The following is a 20,364-nucleotide window of genomic DNA, read 5'->3' as shown; positions in this document are numbered from 1 at the left end:
AGAGTGTGATGCGAGCGAGGCCACGCGATTCCCGCTGGACCGATCCGCCCGATCTAGCACTTTCGAGTCTTTGCGTTGGCCCGATCGTGCATGGCGGGGGACAACCTAAGGGCTCGATGCGCATCGATACGACCCGGGGGGTGCGGGCCGTTGTAAAAGGGGGGCGAATGGGGAGGGAAGAGGTGCAGACGGGAACAGCCGCGTAACAGGTCGTGCGACGGGCGTGTTCCACTGCGCTCCCAGCCAGCGCCCCTACAGACCGCTAGCCGAGCGTCTGGACGTGACGCTCGAGCTGGCTTTTGACGCGCGCCGCCGTGTTCGGATGGACCACGCGGCGCCCCGCGAGCCGGTCGATTTGGGCCTTCGCCGCATTCAGCTTCGCCTGGGCATCGGCCGGATCCGTCTCGGACTGAATTTCCTTGACGAGCGTCCGAAGGCGGACCTTCTGGTAGCGGTTGCGGAGGCGGCGCTTGGCGTCCTGGCGGACGCGCTTCGCGGCGGACTTGTGCTGGGGCATGACGGCGGCGGGAGGAACTCACGTGGAGCCCCCAGGTGGAGGGGGTCAGCCGGCCAAGTTAGAAGGTTGCGCCGGCGCTCGTATGCATATGCAGCGAAAGAAGGACGCGCGCCAGCGGGGCCATGCCGTATGGGACCCGCCTGCTCAAGTCCGAGCCGCCGCCCCGCTGCGTTCGTCTTCCACTGCAGAGGACCAGCGACAACGACTCAGCCCCCTCCCACACGGGACGGGACCGCCACACGGCACATGCTACCGCAGAGTTCGGTCTCCGCAGGCTTCGGCCAGCGCCACGCCTGTAACCTCTCCCGAGAACGGGGAGCGCACCCACAGCAGTAACATCGCCGGCCCCTCCCCTCCCGCCATGGCCACCCCGCCCAACGACCCCTACGCCGACAAGCCCGACCGCTGGGAGCGCGACGACCGCGCGTGGAAGGCCAAGTGGGCCGACAAAGAGCCCGAGGACGAGGGATACGCCGCCCCGCCCTCAGACGCGTACCGGCCGGCGGCCGCCACGCCTGGCACCGTTCACGACGCGTACGGCGAGGGGATGCGGGGGGCCGGTCCGTACCTCGGGCTGGGCGCCCAGATCGGCGGGTCGATGGCCCTCTTCGTCGGACTCGGCGTCCTCGCCGACCGTTGGCTTGGCACCTCGCCGTGGGGCGTCGTCGCGGGCGCCGCCTTAGGTATGGTGGGCGTCGTCTTCCTCGTGCTCCGGATCGCACGTGAGGCGTCAAAGTAGCGGGCGGGGTGGAGCCGGTCACGGAACCCGCCCCACGGGCCGATTTGTGCCATCTTCACCCCGGCTTAGGGGACCCTCGGCACACGCCCGGCTAGCTTGGCCGCCGTTCGCTCCCGCGCCGCCTCCCGGACCCCCGATGACCCCCGCCTCTAGCCTGCTGATCGGCGCCCTGCTGGGCGCGGCAAACGCGGGCGCTGCGGCGTGGACGGCGCGGAGGGCGGCGACCCTCGACTCGCAGCGGGCGATCCAACTCGTCCTCGGCGGGATGGCGGTGCGGATGGCCCTCGTGCTCGTCGCCTTCGCCCTCGTGCTGGCCACCGTCCCCGTGCACCGGGGCGCGTTCGTCGGCGGGCTCGGGCTCCTATTCCTCGTTGGGCTGGCCGCTGAGGTCGCCCTCGTCTTTGGTCGCACCGACCGCCCCCGACCCGAGGCCTAGCCCCCATGCGGACCGTCGCCTTTTTTGCCCTCGCGCTCGTGGCCTTCGCCGGGAGCGCCTCCCCGGCCTCCGCCGCCGGCGAGGACGGTGAGCTCGACGCCGTCCACCACACGTCGGACGGGTACTACCTCGACTTCTCGCCCCTCCCCATCGGACGCGGGGGGAAGCTCGAGCTGCCGCGCCTGTTCCTCGTTCGTCGTGCCGACGGGTCGCTCGGGTTCGACGCCTTCGGGTCGTCGACGGCCGCCGTCCTCTCCGGCCGCTACGTCATCGGCGCCCATGGCGACGGCGACGGCGCGCACAGTCCGGCCGCCCACGCCGCTGACCCCTACGCCGAGGACGCGCTCGCTCAGGAGATCGCCGAGGAGCGCCCGGACCCGAACGGCCTGACGGTCGAAGAGCTTAGCGAGACGAACGCCGAGGAGATCCTGGGTGAGACGGCTGAGCCCGAGGCCGCCTACGACGCGCCGATCGAGGCGGCGGGCGGGGCGGAGATCCTCATCGACCTCTCGATCTCGCGGCACCTCGTGTTCATCTTGCTGACCATCGTCATCCTGCTCCTCCTGTTCCTCCCACTCGCTGGGAAGTACAAGAAGGGCGTCGGGCGGACGAGCGCACCGCGCGGGCTGCTCCAGAACATGCTCGAGACCCTCGTGATCTACGTCCGCGACGAGATCGCGCGGCCGAACCTGGGCGCGAAGACCTACAAGTACCTCCCGTACCTGCTGACGGTCTTCTTCTTCATCCTCGTCGCCAACCTCGCCGGGCTCGTCCCCTTCGGGGCCACGGCGACGGCGAACATCACGGTCACGGCGGTCCTGGCCCTCTTCACCTTCTTCGTCACGCAGCTTGCGGGGACCAAGGACTACTGGATGCACATCCTGTGGCCCCCCGGCATCCCGTGGTTCGTGAAGCCGATCCTGGTCCCCATCGAGATCATGGGGCTGTTCACGAAGCCGTTCGCCCTCGCCGTCCGGCTCTTCGCCAACATGACGGCGGGGCACCTCGTGATCCTCAACCTCATCGGGCTCATCTTCATCGTCGGCGGGATGAGCGCCACGGCCGGCTACGCCACCTCGGTCCCCGCGATCGGGCTGACGCTGTTCGTCTACGCCCTCGAGCTGCTCGTCGCCTTTATTCAGGCCTACGTGTTCACGATCCTGAGCGCCCTCTTTATCGGGATGGCGACGGCCGAGCACGAACACGACCACGACCACGCCGAGGACCACGGCCTGACGCCCCACGGCGCCGCCGTGTCCGAGTCGAACGGCCAGGCCCATCACAAGGAGCACGACCGGACGGTCGGTTCCGAAGCCGTGATGGCCTAACGCCCCTCCCTCTGGGCGCGCGGCGCCCTCCTCTAGATCACCCCCCACCCTACCCGCATTATGGATCCCTTCTCGCTTGGTTACCTCGCCGCCGGCCTCGGCGCCGGCCTCTGCGTCCTCGGCGCCGCCCTCGGCATCGGCCGCCTCGCCGGCGCCGCCCTCGAAGGCTCGGCCCGCCAGCCCGAAGCGGCCGGCGACATCCGGACCACGATGATCATCGCCGCCGCCCTGATCGAGGGCGCCACGTTCTTCGGCCTGATCGTCTGCATCCTCATGGCGATCAAGTAACCGCCGCGATCGCCCGGGACACACGTCCGGCGCGCCCCGCCGCAGACCTCTTCGGGGGCGGGGCGGGGCGCGCCGCCGTCCCACCCCGCCCGCCTTCCGGGACCACCCCGCCCTCCGATGCTCGTCGCCGCCAGCCTCCTCTCCGCCAACTTCGGCCTCGCCATCTGGCTGGCCATCGCCTTCGTTTTGCTCCTGCTCGTGCTGGGCAAGTTCGCCTGGGGTCCAATCACGTCGGCGCTCGAGGAGCGAGAGAGCACGATTGAGGAGTCGATGACGCGCGCCGAGCGCGCGCTCGCCGAAGCCAAGCAGCTCCAGGCCGACAACGAGGCCGCCCGCCGCGAGGCGGAGGCCCAGGCCCAGGCCATCCTCCGCGACGCCCGCGACGAGGCCGACCGCCAGCGCGAGGCGGCCCGCACCGAGCTCCGCACCGAGCTCGCCGCCGAGCGAGACCGGGCGACGGCCGACATCGAGCTCCAGAAAGACCAGGCGCTCTCCGAACTCCGCTCCGAGGTCGCCGCGCTCGCCGTCGGCGCCGCCGAGAAGATCCTCCGGCAGAAGATTGATGCGACCGAGCAGCGTGGGCTCGTCGACCAGTTTATCGCCGACCTGCCGACAAACTAGGGATCCGCGTTTTCAGGTTTGGGGATGGGAGGTTCCTCCCCCTAAGTCCTGGACCTTGGAACCCCGAACCACCCCGCCCCATGGACGCCGTCTCCCGTCGCTACGCGCAGGCCCTCACTGAAGAGGCCCAGCAGACCGGCACGCTCGCGGCCGTCGACGCCGACGTGGCGCTCCTTACCGAGACGCTCGACGGCTCGCGCGAGCTCCGGCTCGCGCTGACCAGCCCGGTCGTTCCGCAGGCGAAAAAGGAGGCCGTGCTCCAGAGCCTGTTCGGCGACAAGCTTTCCGACCTCTCGGTCCGGTTCCTGAACCTCCTCGTCCAGAATCAGCGCGACGGCCAGATCCCGTCCATCCTCGACGCCTACCGCGCCCTCCGCGACGAGCGCACGGGGACCGTCGAGGCCACGGTCCGCACGGCGAAGCCGATGTCGGCCGAGGAGCGCGACCGCCTCCAGACGGCTTTGGAGGCGCGCGCCGACGCGACGGTCCGCATGCGCGTCGACATCGACCCCAGCCTGATCGGCGGCCTCGTGGTCCGCGTGGGCGACGTGGTCTACGACCGGAGCGTCCGCCACCAGCTCGAGACGCTCCGCGAGCAGCTCGCCGAGCGCGCCGCCGTCTCGCTGAACTAGGGCGGGGCGGGGTGGCTCCCGCGGCGGCCCCGGCACCACCCCGCCCCGCCCGCGCACCGACTTTACTGACTCACCGACCTCCTGACTCCCACCGACCATGGCAACTGCGATCCGCCCCGATGAAGTGACCGCCGTGCTCCGCGAGGAGCTCGGCGGGTTCGACGCCTCGACCGACGTCTACGAGGTCGGCACCGTGCTCCAGGTGGGCGACGGGATCGCCCGGCTCTACGGGCTCTCCAACGTCCAGGCCGGCGAGCTCATCGAGTTCCCGGCGTCCGGCGTCACCGGCATGGTCCTCAACCTGGAGGAGGACAACGTGGGCGCCGTGCTCTTCGGCGACGCCGAGCACGTCAAGGAGGGCCACGAGGCGCGGCGGACCGGGCGGATCGCGTCGATCCGCGTCGGCGAGGGCATGCTCGGCCGCGTGGTCGACCCGCTCGGCAACCCGCTCGACGGGAAGGGGCCGATCTCCGGCGAGCTCTACGAGATGCCCATCGAGCGCAAGGCGCCCGGCGTCATCTACCGCGAGCCCGTGACGGAGCCGCTCCAGACCGGCATCAAGGCCATCGACGCGATGGTCCCGATCGGGCGCGGCCAGCGCGAGCTCGTCATCGGCGACCGCCAGACGGGCAAGACGGCCGTCCTCATCGACGCCATCCTCAACCAGAAGCGGACGCACGAGACGGGCGACAAGCCGGTCTACTGCATCTACGTCGCGATCGGTCAGAAGGCGTCGACGGTCGCCACGCTCCAGGCGGCGCTCGAGCGCTACGGGGCCATGGAGTACACCGTCATCGTGAACGCGCCGGCGTCGACGCCCGCCCCGCTCCAGTTTATCGCGCCGTTCGCGGGCGCCTGCATCGGCGAGTTCTTCCGCGACACGGGCCGCCACGCGCTCTGCATCTACGACGACCTCTCGAAGCAGGCCGTCGCCTACCGCGAGGTGTCGCTCCTGCTCCGCCGACCGCCGGGCCGCGAGGCCTACCCCGGCGACGTGTTCTACCTCCACAGCCGCCTCCTGGAGCGCGCCGCCAAGGTCACGGCCGACGACGAGATCGCCCGCGACATGAACGACCTCCCAGAGTCGCTCCGGGGCCTCGTCCAGGGCGGCGGCTCGCTGACCGCGCTCCCCGTCATCGAGACGCAGGCCGGCGACGTCTCGGCGTACATCCCGACCAACGTGATCTCGATCACGGACGGGCAGATCTTCCTGGAGTCGAACCTGTTCAACTCCGGCGTCCGCCCCGCCATCAACGTCGGCATCTCGGTGAGCCGCGTGGGCGGCAACGCGCAGGTGAAGGCGATGAAGAAGGTGTCGGGCACGCTCCGGCTCGACCTCGCCCAGTACCGCGAGCTCGAGGCGTTCGCCAAGTTCGGGTCCGACCTCGACCCGGCCACGCAGCGCCAGCTCAACCGCGGCGCCCGCCTCGTCGAGGTCCTCAAGCAGGGCCAGTACGAGCCGGTCCCGGTCGAGGAGCAGATCGCCATCATCTACGTGGCCGGTCAGGGCCTGATCGACGCCGTGCCGGTCCCGCGCGTGCGCGAGTTCGAGCGCGAGTTCCGCGAGGCGCTCCGCCTCAAGCACGCCGAGGCGCTGGCCTCGGTCCGCCTGTCGGGCAAGCTCACGCCCGAAGGCACGGCCGCCTTTGAGCAGGAGGCCGCCGACCTCACCGCCCGCTACGCGGCGTAAGGAGGGATGGAGGGGTAGGGGATCGAGGGATGGGCAGACCACCCCGCCCCGATCCCTCAGCCCTCTCCCATCCCTTATCCCTCCCCATCCCTCATGGCGAGCCTCCGCGACATCCGCACCCGGATCGGGTCGGTCAAGAACACGCAGCAGATCACGCGCGCCATGAAGATGGTGGCGGCGGCCAAGCTGCGCCGGGCGCAGGAGCGGATCTTCTCGACCCGGCCCTACGCGTTCAAGATCCGCGAGATGATCGGGCACCTCCGGCAGCGGCTGGACGTGACCTCGCACCCGCTCTTCGAGGCCCGCGACGAGGTCGAGGGCGCGCTCCTCATCGTCGTCACGAGCGACCGCGGGCTGGCCGGGGCGTTCAACACGAACATCCTGAAGGTGGCCGAGGCCACGATCGCCGAGCGGTTCGCCGCCCAGCGCGACGCCGGCCGGCTCCGCATCGTGGCCGTCGGACGCAAGGCGCACGAGTACTTCGGCAAGCGCGGGTTCACGCTCGTCGGCGACTTCCAGGGCTTGTTCAACGACCTCCGCTTCCCGCGCGCGGGCGAGATCACGGACCTCGCCGTCGAGGGCTACCTCGCGGGCGAGTGGGACGTGGTCGAGGTGGTCTACAACGAGTTCAAGAACACGATCACGCAGAACCGGATCGCCGAGCAGCTCCTGCCGATCCCGGCCGAGGCCTTTTTCACGCCGGTCATGGAGGAGGCCGCTGACCTCGACACGGCGGCCGGCGAGGCCGACGAGGTCGAGTACATCTTCGAGCCCTCGGCCGAGGTGCTCCTGGAGCGCCTGATCCCCGAGTACCTCCAGTACCAGCTCTGGCGCGCGCTCCTGGAGTCGAACGCGTCGGAGCAGGGCGCCCGCATGGTGGCGATGGACAACGCCACCACCAACGCCGGCGAGCTCCTCAAGGACCTCAAGCTGACGTACAACCGCGCCCGCCAGGCGGCGATCACGACCGAGATCATCGAGATCTCGTCGGGCGCCGAGGCGATGACGGCGGGGTAGGGGCAGCGGGCAGCGGGCAGCGGGCAGCGGGCAGCGGGCAGCGGGCAGCGGGCAGCGAAGGTGCAACCACCCCGCCCGCATCAGGGGCACGATGCAGCCGCCCCGCCCGAGCCGTGGGCGGGGTGGTCGTCGTAGCAACGCCATCGGGCCGCGGTGTCCGGGGGGCGGGGCGGTCACAACAAGCGGGGTGACGGCCTTCGGCTGAAGTGCCGCATGGGACCGCCCCGCCCTTTGGATCTTGGATCCACCCGCGTCGGACGCGACACGTCGTGTCCCCACGGGTGCCACGGGTCCTAACGGGCGCCGCCACCGTCCGCCACCCCGCCCGGAGCGACGCCGCATGGCGGGGGCGGGGCGGCCCTCTCGACGCAACACGCCGCCCCGCCCGCCCTTCCCTCTTTCCCGTTCCGCGAGCGCAGCGAGCCCTCTTCCCTCCCCCAGACGTTCACCGGCCGCCGGTTGCCCCCGCCCCGCCCCGCCCCTAGCTTGGGCGCCCCGCCCCGCGGACCCCTCTGGAGAGGTGGGTGAGTGGCTGAAACCACCGCTTTGCTAAAGCGGCGTGCCCTTCACGGGGTACCGGGGGTTCGAATCCCCCCCTCTCCGCACCGAGCCCCGACGCCGTCCCTGGCGTCGGGGCTTTTTGTGGTGCCCGGGCGGGGTGGGACGGGCGGCGCAGGTGCGCCCCGGGATCCGCCCCATGTTTCGTTGCCGGCGAACATTCGCGGGCGGGGCGGAGTGAACGGGGTCCAGACAACGCCCCTGCTCCTCCCCGCCCCGCCCATGCTCACCCCCGACCCCACCGACCGCGCCCACCGCTGGGTCTACTCGTTCGACGACGCCCCCGTGGGCGACACGCCCGAAGAGAAGGGCGAGGCCAAGGCGCTGCTCGGCGGCAAGGGCGCCGGACTCGCGGCGATGACGGCGGCCGGGCTCCCCGTGCCACCCGGCCTCACGGTCACGACCGAAGCGTGCCTCGCCTACCGCCGCCACGGGTCCGTCTTCCCCGAGGGGCTGTGGAGCCAGACGCGCGAGGCGCTCCACGGCATCGAGGAGGCGACGGGGAAGCGGTTCGGGGACCCCGAGAACCCGCTCCTGCTCTCGGTCCGCTCCGGCGCCGCCGTGTCGATGCCCGGCATGATGGACACGGTCCTCAACCTGGGCCTGAACGACGAGACCGCGGCCGGGCTCGCGGCGCAGACCGGCGACGAGCGGTTCGCCTTCGATGCCTACCGCCGGTTTGTGGCCATGTTCGGCGAGGTGGTGATGGGCCTCGACGGCGCCCGCTTCGAGCGCGTGCTGGACCGGGCCAAGGCCCAGACCAAGGGCGGGCGCGACACGGACCTCTCGCCGGACCAGCTCCGCGACGTCGTCGCCCGGAGCAAGCGGCTCGTGTTCGGGGACCAGCACGGGACGCCGTTCCCGGACGACCCCGAGGAGCAGCTGCGCCAGGCCATCGCTGCCGTCTTCCGGTCCTGGGACAATGACCGCGCCCGAGCCTACCGCCGCGTCCACCGGATCGCCGACGACATCGGGACGGGCGTGACGGTGCAGGCGATGGTGTTCGGGAACATGGGCTGGGACTCTGGCACCGGCGTGGCCTTTACGCGCGACCCGTCGACGGGCGAGAACGAGCTGTACGGCGAGTACCTCCTGAACGCTCAGGGCGAGGACGTCGTGGCCGGGACGCGGACGCCCAAGCCCATCGCCGGCATGGCCGACGACCTCCCCGAGACCTACGAGGAATTCCGCGAGATCGCCGGCCGCCTCGAAGCGGCCTACAGCGACGTCCAGGACGTCGAGTTCACGGTCGAGCGGGGGACGCTGTGGCTGCTCCAGACGCGGACGGCCAAGCGGAGCGGGGCGGCGGCCGTGCGCGTGGCGGTGGACTTGGTGAACGAGGGCGTCATCGACCGCGCGGAGGCCGTGCGGCGCGTGGCGCCGGGCGCGCTCGACGCCCTCCTCCACCCGACGGTCGACCCCGAGGCCGAGGTCGAGGTCTTGGTCGAGGGGCTGCCGGCGAGCCCGGGCGCGGCGACCGGCCGGGCCGTGTTCACGTCGGACGCCGCCGAGGCCGCGGCCGCCGAGGGCGGGGCGGTCATCCTCATCCGCCAGGAGACGAGCCCCGACGACTTCGACGGGCTCGTCGCCGCGCAGGCCGTGGTGACGGCCCGCGGCGGCATGACGAGCCACGCCGCCGTCGTGGCCCGCGGCATGGGCACGCCGTGCGTGGCCGGCGCCGACGCGCTCCGCATCGACGCGGCCCAGGGCCGGCTGACGGCGGGCGGCCACACGGTCGTCGCCGGCGACTGGCTGACGGTCGACGGCGCGACGGGCCGCGTGCTCCTGGGCCAAGTCCCGACCGTCGAGCCCACGCTGGGCGACGACTTCCACACGCTCATGGGCTGGGCCGACGACGCGCGCCGCCTGGGCGTCCGCGCGAACGCGGACACGGCCGAGGACGCGGCGCAGGCCCGGGAGTTCGGGGCCGAGGGGATCGGCCTGTGCCGGACCGAGCACATGTTCTTCGGCGACGAGCGGCTGGCGGCCGTCCGCGAGATGATCCTGGCCGACGGGTCGGGCGCCCGCGAGGCCGCGCTGCGCCGGCTGCTCCCGCTCCAGCGGGCCGACTTCGACGGCATCTTCCGGGCGATGGACGGGCTGCCCGTCACGGTCCGCCTGCTCGATCCGCCGCTCCACGAGTTCCTCCCCGACCTCCTGGAGCTGACCGGCGAGGTGGCCGAGCTGAAGATGGCGCTGAAGGGGGCCGAGACGCTGGCCGAGATGGACCGGCTCCTCGATGCGTCCGACACGGCGCGGGCGCTGCTCCGCCAGGTCGAGCGGTTGCAGGAGAGCAACCCGATGCTCGGGCTCCGGGGCTGCCGGCTGGGGCTGCTCTACCCCGAGATCACGCAGATGCAGGCGCGGGCCGTGTTCGAGGCCGCCGCCGACTGCGCCGCCGACGGCGTCGACGTGCAGCCCGAGATCATGGTCCCGCTCGTGTCCGTCGCCGCCGAGCTGGCCGACCAGGAGGCCGTCGTGCGCGCGGTCGCCGACGACGTGTTTTCGGAGCGGGGCGGGGCGATCGACTTTCTCGTCGGGACCATGCTCGAGCTCCCGCGCGCGTGCCTCACGGCCGGCGAGATCGCCGAGCACGCCGAGTTCTTTTCGTTCGGGACGAACGACCTCACGCAGACCACGTTCGGGCTCTCGCGCGACGACGCCGGCCGGTTCCTCTCAGCCTACGTCGACCGCGGCGTGCTCTCGGACGACCCGTTCCAGACGCTGGACCAGGAGGGCGTGGGCGAGCTCGTGCGCCTGGGGACCGACCGCGGCCGGGCGGCCCGCCCCGCCCTCAAGGTGGGCGTGTGCGGCGAGCACGGGGGCGACCCGGCGTCGGTCGCCTTTTTCCACCGCGCCGGGCTGGACTACGTGAGCTGCTCGCCGTACCGGGTCCCGGTCGCGCGCCTCGCCGCGGCCCACGCGGCGCTTGCAGACGGCGACGACCGCGAGACCGAGGAAGAGGCCCGCCCCGCCCTGGCCGAGGCCTGACCGCCCCGCCCGTGAGGCTGCTTTGCCCGAGCGACCGCCCCGCCCGTGGAGCGGGGCGGCGGCCGACGAGCCTCCCGCCGCACGACGGAGCGGGGCGGGGCCGTTGAGGGCGGAGCGCGGCCGAGGCCGCCGCTATCTTCTCCCTCCCCCCGCCCCACCCTTTGGGTCCGCCCCTTAGGTCCGCCCTTTGGGTCCGTCCCGGGAACCGCTCCCGTGCCCTCCGCCGATCCCCCCGCCCGCCTGCCAAGCGACCCGCCGCCGCGGCCGGCGCCGGGCGGGGCGGAAGCCGAGCCGTCGCTCCGCGCGCACCTTGCGGCGCAGTGGCGGGCGTGGCCGCTGTGGGCGCGCTGGGGCGGGGTGGCCGTGCTCGTCGCCCTCCTGGCGTGGGCGCTCACGGATACGGCCTCCGACGTCGCGGAGGGAGCGAACGACGAGGACATGATGCGGCAGGTGGCGCTCGCGCGGGCCGAGTGGGCGGACGCCCAGCGCCAGGCGCCGCAGGCCCTCGACCGCCGCCCCGCCGAGGGCACGCTCGGCCCCGGCGACGCGGAGCGCGACGACGGCCGCTACGCGGACTACTACGCGTTCGAGGCCGACAGCCTCGACTTTTCGGTCCTCGTTACCTCGGACGACTTCGCCCCCGACCTGTCGGTCCGCCGCCCCGACGGGCAGACAGTTGCGGCGTCGAACCTGCTGCGGACGGAGGGGCGGGCCGAGATCGAGGGCCTCCAGGGGCCGGGCCGGTTCGTGGTCGAGGTGTCGCCGTTCGAGCCCGGCACGTCGGGCGCCTACGTCCTGGAGGTGGTCCCCGCCGGCCCGGCAGACTCCCTGTTCGTCGACGAGGAGCCACGGCTGGACACGCTCGGGCAGGGCGCGCGGCGGGGTCCGCGGTATGAGCGGGCGTATGGCGTGATGACGGGGTCCGAGGTCCCCGTCCTGCTCCGCGTCGTGTCGCCGTCGTTCACGCCGCGGCTCCACCTGTTCGGCCCCAACGGCGAGGTCCGCGGGTCGTGGCGGACCGTCGAGCGCCGGGCGAGCGGCGACAGCCTCCGCGCCGTCGTGATCCGGTACCTCCCCGGCTGGGACGCCCCGTACCGGCTGCTCGTCACGTCCGAAGAGGCGGGCGCCGAGGGCGCGTACGCGCTCGACGTGCGGAGCCTCCAGACCTACAGCCTCGGGCTGGGCGAAGAGGCCGACGGCGCGCTCGGCGACGACAGCTGGCTCGTCGACGGCCGCTACGTCGACACGTACCGGCTCCGGGTCCCCGACGGCGTCCGCACGCGGCTCGTGGCCGCGTCCGAGGTGTTCCCCCCCGCCCTCCGCGTGTGGCGCCTCGACGGACGGTCGCGGAAGGACGTCGCCGACGCGGCGAACCCAGCCGGCGGGCCGGAGGCCACGGTCGAGGGCCGGCTCGACGCGGGCGATTACTTCGTCGAGGTGTCGTCGGGCGGCGAGTGGGAGCCCGGCGACCCGGCGCGGGGCGGCGACTACACGCTCGCGTCCGAGACCGAAGCCGTCGAGCCCCCGCCGCCGACCGCCGCCCCGCCCGGCGGCCGCTACGACGGCCCCGCCCCGCCCACGAAGGTGTTCGCCACCGAAGTCCGGCGGGAGGGCGAGAGTGGGGAGAGCACGTTCGAGGTCGGCGTGACGACGGTCGCCATCTCGTACCCCGGCGAGACGCGGACGCGCGTCCAGCTCAGCGTCACCGTCCGCTCGGTCGACTACAGCGGGGGCTGGGCGCCGTGGGAGCGGTTCGCGGCGCAGTCCTACCTCGTCGACGACACGGGCCGCCGCTACGCCGTGTCGGCCGCCGAGAGCACGAGCCCGTCCGGCCCGACCGCCGAACCGGGCACGTCGCGCCGGGGCACCGTCGTGCTCTACGCGCCCGAGGTCGCCCGTGACCTCCGCCGCCTCGTGTTTGTGGCCTCCATCGGCGAGCGCTCGCTGACGCTCCCGATCCCGGTGCCGTAGGGGCGGGCAGCGGGCAGCGAAGGTGCACCACCCCGCCCGCATCAGAGACACGATGCAGCCACCCCGCCCGAGCCGTGGGCGGGGCGGTCGTCGTAGCGGCGTTGCACGCAACGCCGTCGGGCCGCGGCGTCCGGGCGGGGCGGGCACGGCGTCGCGGGGCACCACGCGGGGCGTCCGTACCGGGGGCGGGGCGGAGCCGGCGCCACCCCGCCCGCCTCACCCCGCGTCCGCGGACGCGCCCGCCCCGGACAGGAGGTAGAGCACAGCCATCCGCACGGCCACGCCGTTCGTGACCTGGTCGAGGATGACCGAGCGGTCCGAGTCGACGACCTCGCTGGCCAGCTCGACGCCGCGGTTGACCGGGCCGGGGTGCATCACCCAGAGGGCGGGGTGGCGCGCGAGGTGCTCCGGCCCGATCCCGTAGAGCTCGGCGTACTCGCGGAGGCTCGGCGTGAGGCCCACGTCCTGACCCTGGCGCTCGAGCTGGATGCGGAGGGCCATCGCCACGTCGCAGCCGTCGAGCGCCTCGTCTAGGCGGTCCGTCACCGTCACGTCGCGGCCGGCGAGGGCGGCCTCGACGTCACGCGGCATCATGGTGCGCGGGCCGCACAGCGTGACGTGCGCGCCGAGCGCCGTCAGGCCGTAGACGTTCGAGCGCGCCACGCGGCTGTGGGCGATGTCGCCGACGATGCTCACGCGGAGCCCGCGGAAGTCGAACGCCCCCAGGGCGGGGTGGCCCGGCACGTCGAGGTCCGAGATCGTGAGCGCGTCGAGCAGCGCCTGCGTGGGGTGCTCGTGCTGGCCGTCGCCGGCGTTCACGACGACGGCGTCGACGCAGCGCGTGAGAAAGTGGGCGGCCCCGGCCGAGCGGTGGCGGACGACCACGAGGTCGATCCGCATGGCCTCGATGTTGCGGGCCGTGTCCTTGAGCGTCTCGCCCTTCGACACGCTCGACTGCCCGGCCGAGAAGTTGACGACGTCGGCCGAGAGCCGCTTTTCGGCGAGCTCGAACGAGAGCCGCGTCCGCGTCGAGTTCTCGAAGAACAGGTTGCAGCACGTGACGCCGCGGAGCGACGGGACGCTCCGGATGGGCCGGTCGAGCACGTCGCGGAACCGCCGGGCCGTCTGCAGGATGAGCCGGACCTCGTCAGCGCCGTAGTCGGCCAGCCCGAGCAGGTGGCGGTGCCGGAGCGCCTCGGCAGGCGCTGGTACAGGGTACGAGGTACCGGGTACGGGCGTGCGTGGCCCCCTCATGTACCCTGTACCCCGTACCCCGTACCCTTCTGGACCAGCCACACGCCGTCCTCGGCGTCCTCCTCGGCCAGCCGCACGCGGACGAGCTCGCCGGGCGCCGTCGGGACGTGGCGGCCCACGTAGTCCGGCGCGACGGGGAGCTCGCGGAGGCCGCGGTCGACGAAGGCGAGCAGCCGCACCGACGCCGGCCGGCCCATGTCGGTGAGCGCGTCGAGCGCGGCCCGCGTCGTCCGCCCGGTGTAGACCACGTCGTCGACGAGCACCACGCGGCGGCCGTCGAGCGAGAACGGGATGTCGGTCGGCTGGACGAGCGGCGTGGGCCGCCCCGCCCGGTGGCCCACGTCGTCGCGGTAGAACGTGGCGTCGAGGACCCCGAACGGGAGGCGGACGCCCTCGACGGCTTCGATCCGCTCGCGGAGCCGGCGCGCGAGGTGGACGCCCCGCGTCTGCATCCCCACGAGCGCCAGCCGCTCGGCGGGGTCCGCGTCGTCGTCGAGTTCCTCGACGACCTGCCGGGCCAGACGGTCGAGCGTCCGGGCCATGTCGGCCTCGTCCATCAGGTGGGCCTTGACGCGGTCGGGGGGCGGCATGGCCGGAAGCTACCGCCGGCGCAGGAGCGCAGGAGCGCACCCCGCCCGCGAGGCGCCAGGGGCGGGGCGGTGGCCGGAACTTTTCCACCCCGCCCGGCCCTCTTCCCCTCTTCCCCTCTTCCCCTCTTCCCCTCTTCCCCTCTTCCCCTCTTCCCCTCTTCCCCTCTTCCCCTCTTCCCCCGTGCCGGACCGCCCCGCCCCCGCCCTGCTCACGCCCGAGGCGCTCGCCCAGATCGAGTCGTTCGAGCTGCGCGCGCGGGCCGTCGTCGAGGGGTTCATCACCGGCCTCCACAAGAGCCCGTACCACGGGTTCTCGGTCGAGTTCGCCGAGCACCGGGCCTACAACCACGGCGACGACCTCCGCCACGTGGACTGGAAGGTGTACGGCCGGTCGGACCGGCTCGTGCTGAAGCGGTACGAGGAGGAGACCAACCTCCGGCACTACGTCGTGCTCGACACGAGCCGGTCGATGCGCTACGCCGGCCACGCCGGGCTCACGAAGCTGGAGTACGGGGCGACGCTCGCGGGCGCGCTCCACGTCCTGTTCGCCCGCCAGCGCGACGCGACGGGCCTGGTCACGTTCGACCGCGGCGTCCGCGACCTCGTCCCGCCCAAGAGCACGTCGGGCCACGTGCGCCGGCTGCTCGCGCGGCTCGCGCGGCTTCTGGAGGACCCCGCCCCGCCCGCGGGCGGGGCGGAGACGGCGGGCGCCGAGGCGCTCCACCAAGTCGCCGACCGCATCCCGAGGCGCTCGCTCGTGGTCCTCATCAGTGACCTGTTCGACAACGCCGGAGGCGACAGCGCAGCTAACATCGGAGGTAACCGCGCAGACGGCGCCGCGAGCGGGGCGGGGCGGGGCGGCTCCGGCGACTTCGTGCGCGCGCTCCGCCACCTCCGCCACCGCGGCCACGAGGTCGTCGTGTTCCACGTCCTCGACGCGGCGACCGAGCGGCGGTTCGCGTTCCCCGACGCGCCGGTCCAGGTCCGCGACCTGGAGACGGGCGAGACGCTGACGCTCCGGCCAGGGCAGGTCCGCGAGAGCTACCAGGCGTCGGCCGAGGCGTTCGTGGAGCGGCTCCGGCGGCAGTGCCGCGAGGCCGGCGTGGAGTACGAGGTGCTCGACACGGCCCGCCCCTACGCCGACGCCCTCCGCGCCTACCTCGACAAGCGGCGGCGGCTCTACTGAGGGCTCACGAGTGCGGCGACGGCGGGGCCGGGCGGGGCGGTGGACGAGGCCGCCGGGCGGACCCAATGGGCGTTCTCAGGGGCCGGGCGGTCGGCCTCCGGATCCCCCGCCTCCGCGGGGACGACGGCTGGGGGGACGTCCACGAGCGCACTCTGAACGCGCGGGCACGGACGCCGCCCCGCCCATGCGCCGCCCCGCCCCGGGGGCCTTTTCCAGAGCCCTGGGACACGGGGCGGGGCGGCAGCCGCGTTGTTCGGGCGCGTGTGCTGGCGGCCTCGGCCGGGTATCCTCTGGCTCCCCCGGACGCCGGCGCCACCCCGCCCGCGCGGTCGCTTTTCGCTCCCCTTCTGCTCCCCTGTTGCTCCGCATGCCCACCCGCTCTCCCCTCCTGCTCGCCGCCCTGGCGGCGCTCGCCGCGCCGGCCGCCGCCCAGACGCCGACGGCCTCGGCCAACCCCGAGCTCGTCCAGCGCTACCAGCAGACGATCACCCCGGCCGAGCTGGCCGGCTACCTCTACGTCTACGCCGACGACTACCTGGCGGGGCGGGAGACCGGCGAGCCGGGCCAGCGGTTCGCCGCGCGCTACCTCGCCGGCCAGTACCAGACGATGGGCGTGATGCCGAAGGGCTCGGGCTCGGGGACCAGCCCGTACAACCTCGACGGCTACCTCCAGCCGTTCAACCTGGAGCAGAAGGTGCTCCGCAGCTTGACGGCCGTGGCCACGCGCGACGGCGAGACGATCCTCGAGAGCACGATCCGCGACGGCGACACGGCGGGCGCCGTGCTCGTGCCGGCCTACGGGGCGGTCGACGACGCCACGCCGGCGCCCGTCGTGTTCGTCGGCCATGCGGACGAGGGCGACCTCGCCCCGCTCCCGCTCGAAGGCGCCTACGCGCTAATGCTCCCGGGCACGGTCGAGAACCCGGCCGACCGCGGCGCCACGATCGACCACGTCGGCGTGCTCGGCCTGCGGGGCGTCCGCGGCGTGCTCCTGGTGAGCGCCCCGACGTCGGCGGCGCTCGCCGAGTCGGCCGCCGGGGCCTTCGGCGGCGGCCGGCTCGCCCTCCCCGCCCCGGGCGGGGCGGAGCCCGACGCCGACGACCTCCCGCCCATCCTGGCGACGAGCCCAGAGGTGGCCGACCGGCTGCTCGCGGGCGTCGGGCGGACGGTCGAGAGCGGCGACGACTCGCCGGCCGAGACCGGCGTGATGCTCTCGGTCACGGCCGACGTCGAGACGCGCCTGGTCGACACCGAGAACGTCGTCGCCGTCGTCGAGGGCTCGGACCCCGTGCTCAAGGACGAGTACGTCATCATCAGCGCCCACCTCGACCACGTCGGCGTCGCGGACGAGGGCGAGGACACCATCTTCAACGGGGCCGACGACGACGGCTCGGGGACAGTCACGCTGCTCGAGATCGCCGAGGCGTTCGAGGAGGCCAAGGCGGACGGCCACGGCCCGCGCCGCTCGGTCCTGTTCCTCCACGTGACCGGCGAGGAGAAGGGGCTCCTGGGCAGCGAGTACTTCGCCGACCGTGACCCGCTCGTGCCCATCGAGAACGTGGCTGCCAACCTCAACATCGACATGATCGGCCGGCACGACCCCGAGCGCGGGTTCGACACGACGGACTACGTCTACGTCATCGGCGCCGACCTCATCAGCCAGGACATCGCGGACTGGAACGCGGCCGTCAACGAGGCCACGGGCACGGGCATCTTCCTCTCGGACAAGTTCAACTCGCCCGACGACCCCAACCAGTTTTTCCGCCGCTCGGACCACTGGAACTTCGGGAAGTACGACGTCCCGTTCATCTTCTACTTCACCGGCACGCACGAGGACTACCACGGCGTCGGCGACAGCGCGGACAAGATCGACTACGACCGGATGGCGCAGATCGCGCGGCTCGTGTTCGGGACGGCCTGGGAGATCGCCAACGCCGACGACCGCCCGCGCGTGAGCGGCGTCGGGTTCAACTAGGCGGCCACCCCGCCCTCGACGTTCGGGCGGGGCGGTGCTCCGGCTGCGGCCCCGCCGGGACGTCCCGGCGGGGCCGCGTGCTGGACGGGCGGGGTGGCGGCCGCCCCGCCCCGGTCGCCTGCAGGATGAGACGCCACTTCCTCTCTACCGAGTGGCGCGACGGGAGCACGTCCTGGCCCGAGCGGAGCGCGCACGAGCCGCCCCGCCCATGTACGGGGCGGGTCCTCTTTCTCTCCCCCCTCAGCGCGCCACCACGAGCGTCCGCGTCGCCGCCCCGCCCTCGCCCTGGAGGCGGACGAGGTAGACGCCGGCCGGGAGCGCGCCCGTATCGAGCGTCGCCGTCTGGCCGGGCCGCGTCGGGCCGTCGTGGAGGGTCGCAACGCGGCGGCCGAGCGCGTCGAACACGTCGAGCCGGGCCGCCCCGCTCGCCGAGAACGCGACGGTCGTGCGGGCCGCCGACGGGTTCGGGTAGACGGCGTCGATCCCAAAGGCCGCGCCGGGCGGGGCGGGCTCCGACGGGACGGCCGTGGCGCCGAGGAACGTGAACGGCTTCATCAGGATCTCGCCGCCGCCCGGCAGCGACGACTCGTAGAGCGGCCACTGGTCCGAAAAGTGCGCGCTCGTGTCGCGGGCGATGTTGACGAACCCGCTCTGGCCCGGCGGGATCACGTTCTCGGCGGTGCTCCCGAACCGTGAGAACTCGACGACCTGCTGGTACGTGCCGGGGTACTCGGGGTACTTCGCGTTCGTGCGGACGACGCGCGTGAGCCCCTGGAGGTCCTCGAACGAGACCGGCGAGGTCGCTTCGAGGTGCTGCTCCAGGAACAGGACGCCGTCGTACGGGCGCAGGCGGCCGCCGGGCGGGGTGTCGGTCCAGGGCACGTTGTCGCCCTGGTCCCAGCCGGCGGCCGGCTTGTTGTTCCAGTTGGCGAAGTAGCCCTGGGCCGGGTTCACCGCCTGCGGCTGGCGCACGAACGGCACGAGGCCGGTCCACTCCTGCGTCCCGTCGCCCTGGAGCGGGAGGCGCGGATCGGCGCCGGCGGGGCGGATCGGGTAGTCGCCGACGTGCCAGAACGCGATGTTCTGCTCCTTGTCGGCGTAGAAGATGTTGAACGAGACGGGCGCGCGCGAGACGGCCGCCTCGAACGCCTCGACCGACGTAGCGTCCCAGGCGTCGAGGAGCGCCTCGGCCATGTCGAGCTCGCGCTGCCAGAACGTGTACTTGTAGGCGTAGGCCTGCCCGTTCGCCTGGTCGAGCCGGTAGACCGGACCGTGGACCGACCGGAAGTGGGTGTAGGTCACGTCCGCCCCGCCCCGCACACGGATCGTCTCGGTAAAGGCTTGGGCGGGGCGCGCCGCGCCGTCGTAGACGTAGGTCGGGACGCCCTGCGCGGTCGGCGGCCCGAGCGTGAGCGCGAACGTGTCGGTGTTGTCGGAGAACCCGGTCGTGAACGTCCACGTGCGCCCGCGCGTCCGCCCGATGATGACGCCGGGGATGCCGGGGACTGTCATGCCGGCCACATGGAGGCCGCCGCCGCCGGGCTCGCCGACGAGGAGCTCGACCTCGCTCGTGACCGCCTTCTGGTCCTCGGCCGGGAGCCCCATCTGCGGCGCCCCGAGCAGCATCACGTTCCCGGACTCCGTCATCGGCCCGGAGACGACGGCGGCGAACGAGCCGAACGTGTGCGGCACGCCGTGGGCGATGAGCGACGCCGTCAGCGCCGCGCGCTCGGCCTCGACGGCGGCGGCGACCGCGGGGTCCACCCCGCCCCCGAGGTAGGAGCCGTACTCCCCGGCCTCGGCCGCCCCGCCCTTGAGCGTCGTCGGCGCCGTCGGGTCGTTGATCGGGCGGAGCTCGTTGAACCGTGCGAGCCCGGCCTCGTCGCCCAGCTCGGCCTGGAACGCCTGGAGCTCCGCGAGCCGCGCGAGCTCCTGCCCGCCGATCTCGCCGAACCGGCGGATAAAGAACTGCATGACCGCCATCGTCTTCGTCACCGTGTACCGCTCGGGCGCGAACCCGCCCGCCGCGTACTCGAACGGCAGGTAGACGGCCGGGTTGGCGGCCGTCGAGTCGATGTAGGCATTGATCCCGCCGACGTAGGCCGTGACCATCGTCTGGAGCCGCGGCGAGAGGTCCTCGAACTGCGCGGCGCGCTCGGCCTCGGTGTAGTAGACCGTGCGGATGCCCTGGTCCTGCTCGACGTTGTCGCCGACCCCGCTCGCGTTCCGGTCCTCGCCCGGCCCCAGGAGCTCGGCGAACCGGCCGGTCGCGGTGCGCCAGAACGTCTCCATCTGGAACAGCCGGTCCTGGGCGACGGCGAAGCCCTGGCCGAAGAACACGCCGGACTCGTTCGCGGCGGTGACGTGGGGCACGCCGTAGTCGTCGCGGTCGATGGAGACCACCGCGCCGTCGGGCGCGAGGAGGGTCACGTCCTGAGCGGTCGGGCCGGGCTGCGCCGCGGCGAGCGGGGCGGCCAAGACCAAGACAACGAGGGGGATCAGCCGGCGGTAGCGGTGGGGCATGAGGGCGGGGGCGGGGTGGGGAAGCGCTTCCGAGCCGAAGGTAAAGGT

At 73.0% G+C, this 20,364-nt stretch carries 16 protein-coding genes and 1 tRNA gene; 13 read left to right on the top strand and 4 right to left on the bottom strand.

Annotated features, from left to right (window positions below; all coding sequences use genetic code 11):
* Nucleotides 1-262 precede the first annotated feature (262 nt).
* Complete coding sequence (rpsT, locus tag RM540_RS01455; RefSeq protein ID WP_311661470.1) at nucleotides 263-517, bottom strand: 30S ribosomal protein S20; 255 nt, start codon at nucleotides 515-517, stop codon at nucleotides 263-265.
* Nucleotides 518-878: 361 nt separating this feature from the next.
* Between rpsT and RM540_RS01450 the strand changes: the two genes are divergently transcribed.
* From RM540_RS01450 to RM540_RS01400, 11 genes are all read left to right on the top strand, one after another.
* Nucleotides 879-1,256, top strand: a complete 378-nt coding sequence (locus RM540_RS01450) for an AtpZ/AtpI family protein (RefSeq protein ID WP_311661468.1) — start codon at nucleotides 879-881, stop codon at nucleotides 1,254-1,256.
* A gap of 136 nt (nucleotides 1,257-1,392) precedes the next feature.
* A complete protein-coding gene (locus tag RM540_RS01445; protein ID WP_311661466.1) occupies nucleotides 1,393-1,692 on the top strand; it encodes an ATP synthase subunit I in 300 nt (99 codons plus the stop codon).
* Nucleotides 1,693-1,697: 5 nt separating this feature from the next.
* Nucleotides 1,698-3,020: a F0F1 ATP synthase subunit A gene (atpB, locus tag RM540_RS01440; RefSeq protein ID WP_311661464.1), complete on the top strand. Its 1,323-nt coding sequence runs from the start codon at nucleotides 1,698-1,700 to the stop codon at nucleotides 3,018-3,020.
* Nucleotides 3,021-3,080: 60 nt separating this feature from the next.
* Nucleotides 3,081-3,308 (top strand): ATP synthase F0 subunit C, encoded by a 228-nt coding sequence (gene atpE, locus RM540_RS01435; RefSeq protein ID WP_311661462.1) that lies wholly within the window; start codon nucleotides 3,081-3,083, stop codon nucleotides 3,306-3,308.
* Between the two features lie 117 nt (nucleotides 3,309-3,425).
* The gene (gene atpF, locus RM540_RS01430; RefSeq protein ID WP_311661461.1) at nucleotides 3,426-3,929 is read left to right on the top strand and encodes a F0F1 ATP synthase subunit B; all 504 of its coding nucleotides are present in this window, start codon (nucleotides 3,426-3,428) and stop codon (nucleotides 3,927-3,929) included.
* 80 nt (nucleotides 3,930-4,009) lie between these two features.
* Entirely contained in the window at nucleotides 4,010-4,561 is a 552-nt protein-coding gene (atpH, locus tag RM540_RS01425) for an ATP synthase F1 subunit delta (RefSeq protein WP_311661460.1), read from the top strand.
* Between the two features lie 97 nt (nucleotides 4,562-4,658).
* Complete coding sequence (atpA, locus tag RM540_RS01420) at nucleotides 4,659-6,251, top strand: F0F1 ATP synthase subunit alpha (protein WP_311661459.1); 1,593 nt, start codon at nucleotides 4,659-4,661, stop codon at nucleotides 6,249-6,251.
* A 93-nt stretch (nucleotides 6,252-6,344) separates the two neighbouring features.
* Nucleotides 6,345-7,268 carry an ATP synthase F1 subunit gamma gene (atpG, locus tag RM540_RS01415; protein WP_311661457.1) on the top strand — a complete coding sequence of 308 codons (924 nt, stop codon included), beginning with the start codon at nucleotides 6,345-6,347 and terminating at the stop codon, nucleotides 7,266-7,268.
* Between the two features lie 514 nt (nucleotides 7,269-7,782).
* Nucleotides 7,783-7,871: transfer RNA gene (locus RM540_RS01410), tRNA-Ser, on the top strand.
* Nucleotides 7,872-8,048: 177 nt separating this feature from the next.
* Nucleotides 8,049-10,817 carry a pyruvate, phosphate dikinase gene (ppdK, locus tag RM540_RS01405; protein ID WP_311661455.1) on the top strand — a complete coding sequence of 923 codons (2,769 nt, stop codon included), beginning with the start codon at nucleotides 8,049-8,051 and terminating at the stop codon, nucleotides 10,815-10,817.
* Between the two features lie 213 nt (nucleotides 10,818-11,030).
* On the top strand, nucleotides 11,031-12,788 hold the full coding sequence (locus tag RM540_RS01400) for a hypothetical protein (protein ID WP_311661454.1): 1,758 nt from the start codon (nucleotides 11,031-11,033) through the stop codon (nucleotides 12,786-12,788).
* Between the two features lie 216 nt (nucleotides 12,789-13,004).
* Here the strand turns inward: RM540_RS01400 and RM540_RS01395 are convergent, their stop codons facing one another.
* Together RM540_RS01395 and pyrR are read right to left on the bottom strand one after the other, a co-directional pair.
* Nucleotides 13,005-14,042 carry an aspartate carbamoyltransferase catalytic subunit gene (locus RM540_RS01395; protein WP_311661453.1) on the bottom strand — a complete coding sequence of 346 codons (1,038 nt, stop codon included), beginning with the start codon at nucleotides 14,040-14,042 and terminating at the stop codon, nucleotides 13,005-13,007.
* Nucleotides 14,039-14,632, bottom strand: coding sequence for a bifunctional pyr operon transcriptional regulator/uracil phosphoribosyltransferase PyrR (gene pyrR, locus RM540_RS01390; protein WP_311661451.1), 594 nt, complete (start codon nucleotides 14,630-14,632; stop codon nucleotides 14,039-14,041). The genes RM540_RS01395 and pyrR overlap by 4 nt, the downstream gene beginning before the upstream one ends.
* 181 nt (nucleotides 14,633-14,813) lie before the next feature.
* Between pyrR and RM540_RS01385 the strand changes: the two genes are divergently transcribed.
* Together RM540_RS01385 and RM540_RS01380 are read left to right on the top strand one after the other, a co-directional pair.
* On the top strand, nucleotides 14,814-15,818 hold the full coding sequence (locus RM540_RS01385) for a DUF58 domain-containing protein (protein WP_311661449.1): 1,005 nt from the start codon (nucleotides 14,814-14,816) through the stop codon (nucleotides 15,816-15,818).
* Nucleotides 15,819-16,185: 367 nt separating this feature from the next.
* Nucleotides 16,186-17,793, top strand: a complete 1,608-nt coding sequence (locus RM540_RS01380; protein ID WP_311661448.1) for a M28 family peptidase — start codon at nucleotides 16,186-16,188, stop codon at nucleotides 17,791-17,793.
* Between the two features lie 240 nt (nucleotides 17,794-18,033).
* Here RM540_RS01380 and RM540_RS01375 read toward each other — a convergent pair whose 3' ends face one another.
* Entirely contained in the window at nucleotides 18,034-20,316 is a 2,283-nt protein-coding gene (locus RM540_RS01375) for a penicillin acylase family protein (RefSeq protein WP_311661446.1), read from the bottom strand.
* Between the last annotated feature and the right edge of the window lie 48 nt (nucleotides 20,317-20,364).

Origin of the sequence: Rubrivirga litoralis (genome assembly GCF_031846415.1) — a bacterium.
Classification (GTDB): domain Bacteria; phylum Bacteroidota; class Rhodothermia; order Rhodothermales; family Rubricoccaceae; genus Rubrivirga; species Rubrivirga litoralis.
The sequence above is the reverse complement of the archived record's forward strand: the minus strand, read 5'-3'. Positions and strand labels throughout refer to the sequence as shown.

Excerpts from the sequence above, each read along its gene's own strand:
- rpsT (WP_311661470.1), bottom strand. The coding sequence starts at position 517 with ATGCCCCAGCACAAGTCCGCCGCGAAGCGCGTCCGCCAGGACGCCAAG.
- atpH (WP_311661460.1), top strand. The coding sequence starts at position 4,010 with ATGGACGCCGTCTCCCGTCGCTACGCGCAGGCCCTCACTGAAGAGGCC.
- ppdK (WP_311661455.1), top strand. The coding sequence starts at position 8,049 with ATGCTCACCCCCGACCCCACCGACCGCGCCCACCGCTGGGTCTACTCG.
- RM540_RS01445 (WP_311661466.1), top strand. The coding sequence starts at position 1,393 with ATGACCCCCGCCTCTAGCCTGCTGATCGGCGCCCTGCTGGGCGCGGCA.
- RM540_RS01380 (WP_311661448.1), top strand. The coding sequence starts at position 16,186 with ATGCCCACCCGCTCTCCCCTCCTGCTCGCCGCCCTGGCGGCGCTCGCC.
- pyrR (WP_311661451.1), bottom strand. The coding sequence starts at position 14,632 with ATGCCGCCCCCCGACCGCGTCAAGGCCCACCTGATGGACGAGGCCGAC.
- atpF (WP_311661461.1), top strand. The coding sequence starts at position 3,426 with ATGCTCGTCGCCGCCAGCCTCCTCTCCGCCAACTTCGGCCTCGCCATC.
- RM540_RS01395 (WP_311661453.1), bottom strand. The coding sequence starts at position 14,042 with ATGAGGGGGCCACGCACGCCCGTACCCGGTACCTCGTACCCTGTACCA.
- atpG (WP_311661457.1), top strand. The coding sequence starts at position 6,345 with ATGGCGAGCCTCCGCGACATCCGCACCCGGATCGGGTCGGTCAAGAAC.
- RM540_RS01450 (WP_311661468.1), top strand. The coding sequence starts at position 879 with ATGGCCACCCCGCCCAACGACCCCTACGCCGACAAGCCCGACCGCTGG.
- RM540_RS01375 (WP_311661446.1), bottom strand. The coding sequence starts at position 20,316 with ATGCCCCACCGCTACCGCCGGCTGATCCCCCTCGTTGTCTTGGTCTTG.
- atpE (WP_311661462.1), top strand. The coding sequence starts at position 3,081 with ATGGATCCCTTCTCGCTTGGTTACCTCGCCGCCGGCCTCGGCGCCGGC.
- atpA (WP_311661459.1), top strand. The coding sequence starts at position 4,659 with ATGGCAACTGCGATCCGCCCCGATGAAGTGACCGCCGTGCTCCGCGAG.
- atpB (WP_311661464.1), top strand. The coding sequence starts at position 1,698 with ATGCGGACCGTCGCCTTTTTTGCCCTCGCGCTCGTGGCCTTCGCCGGG.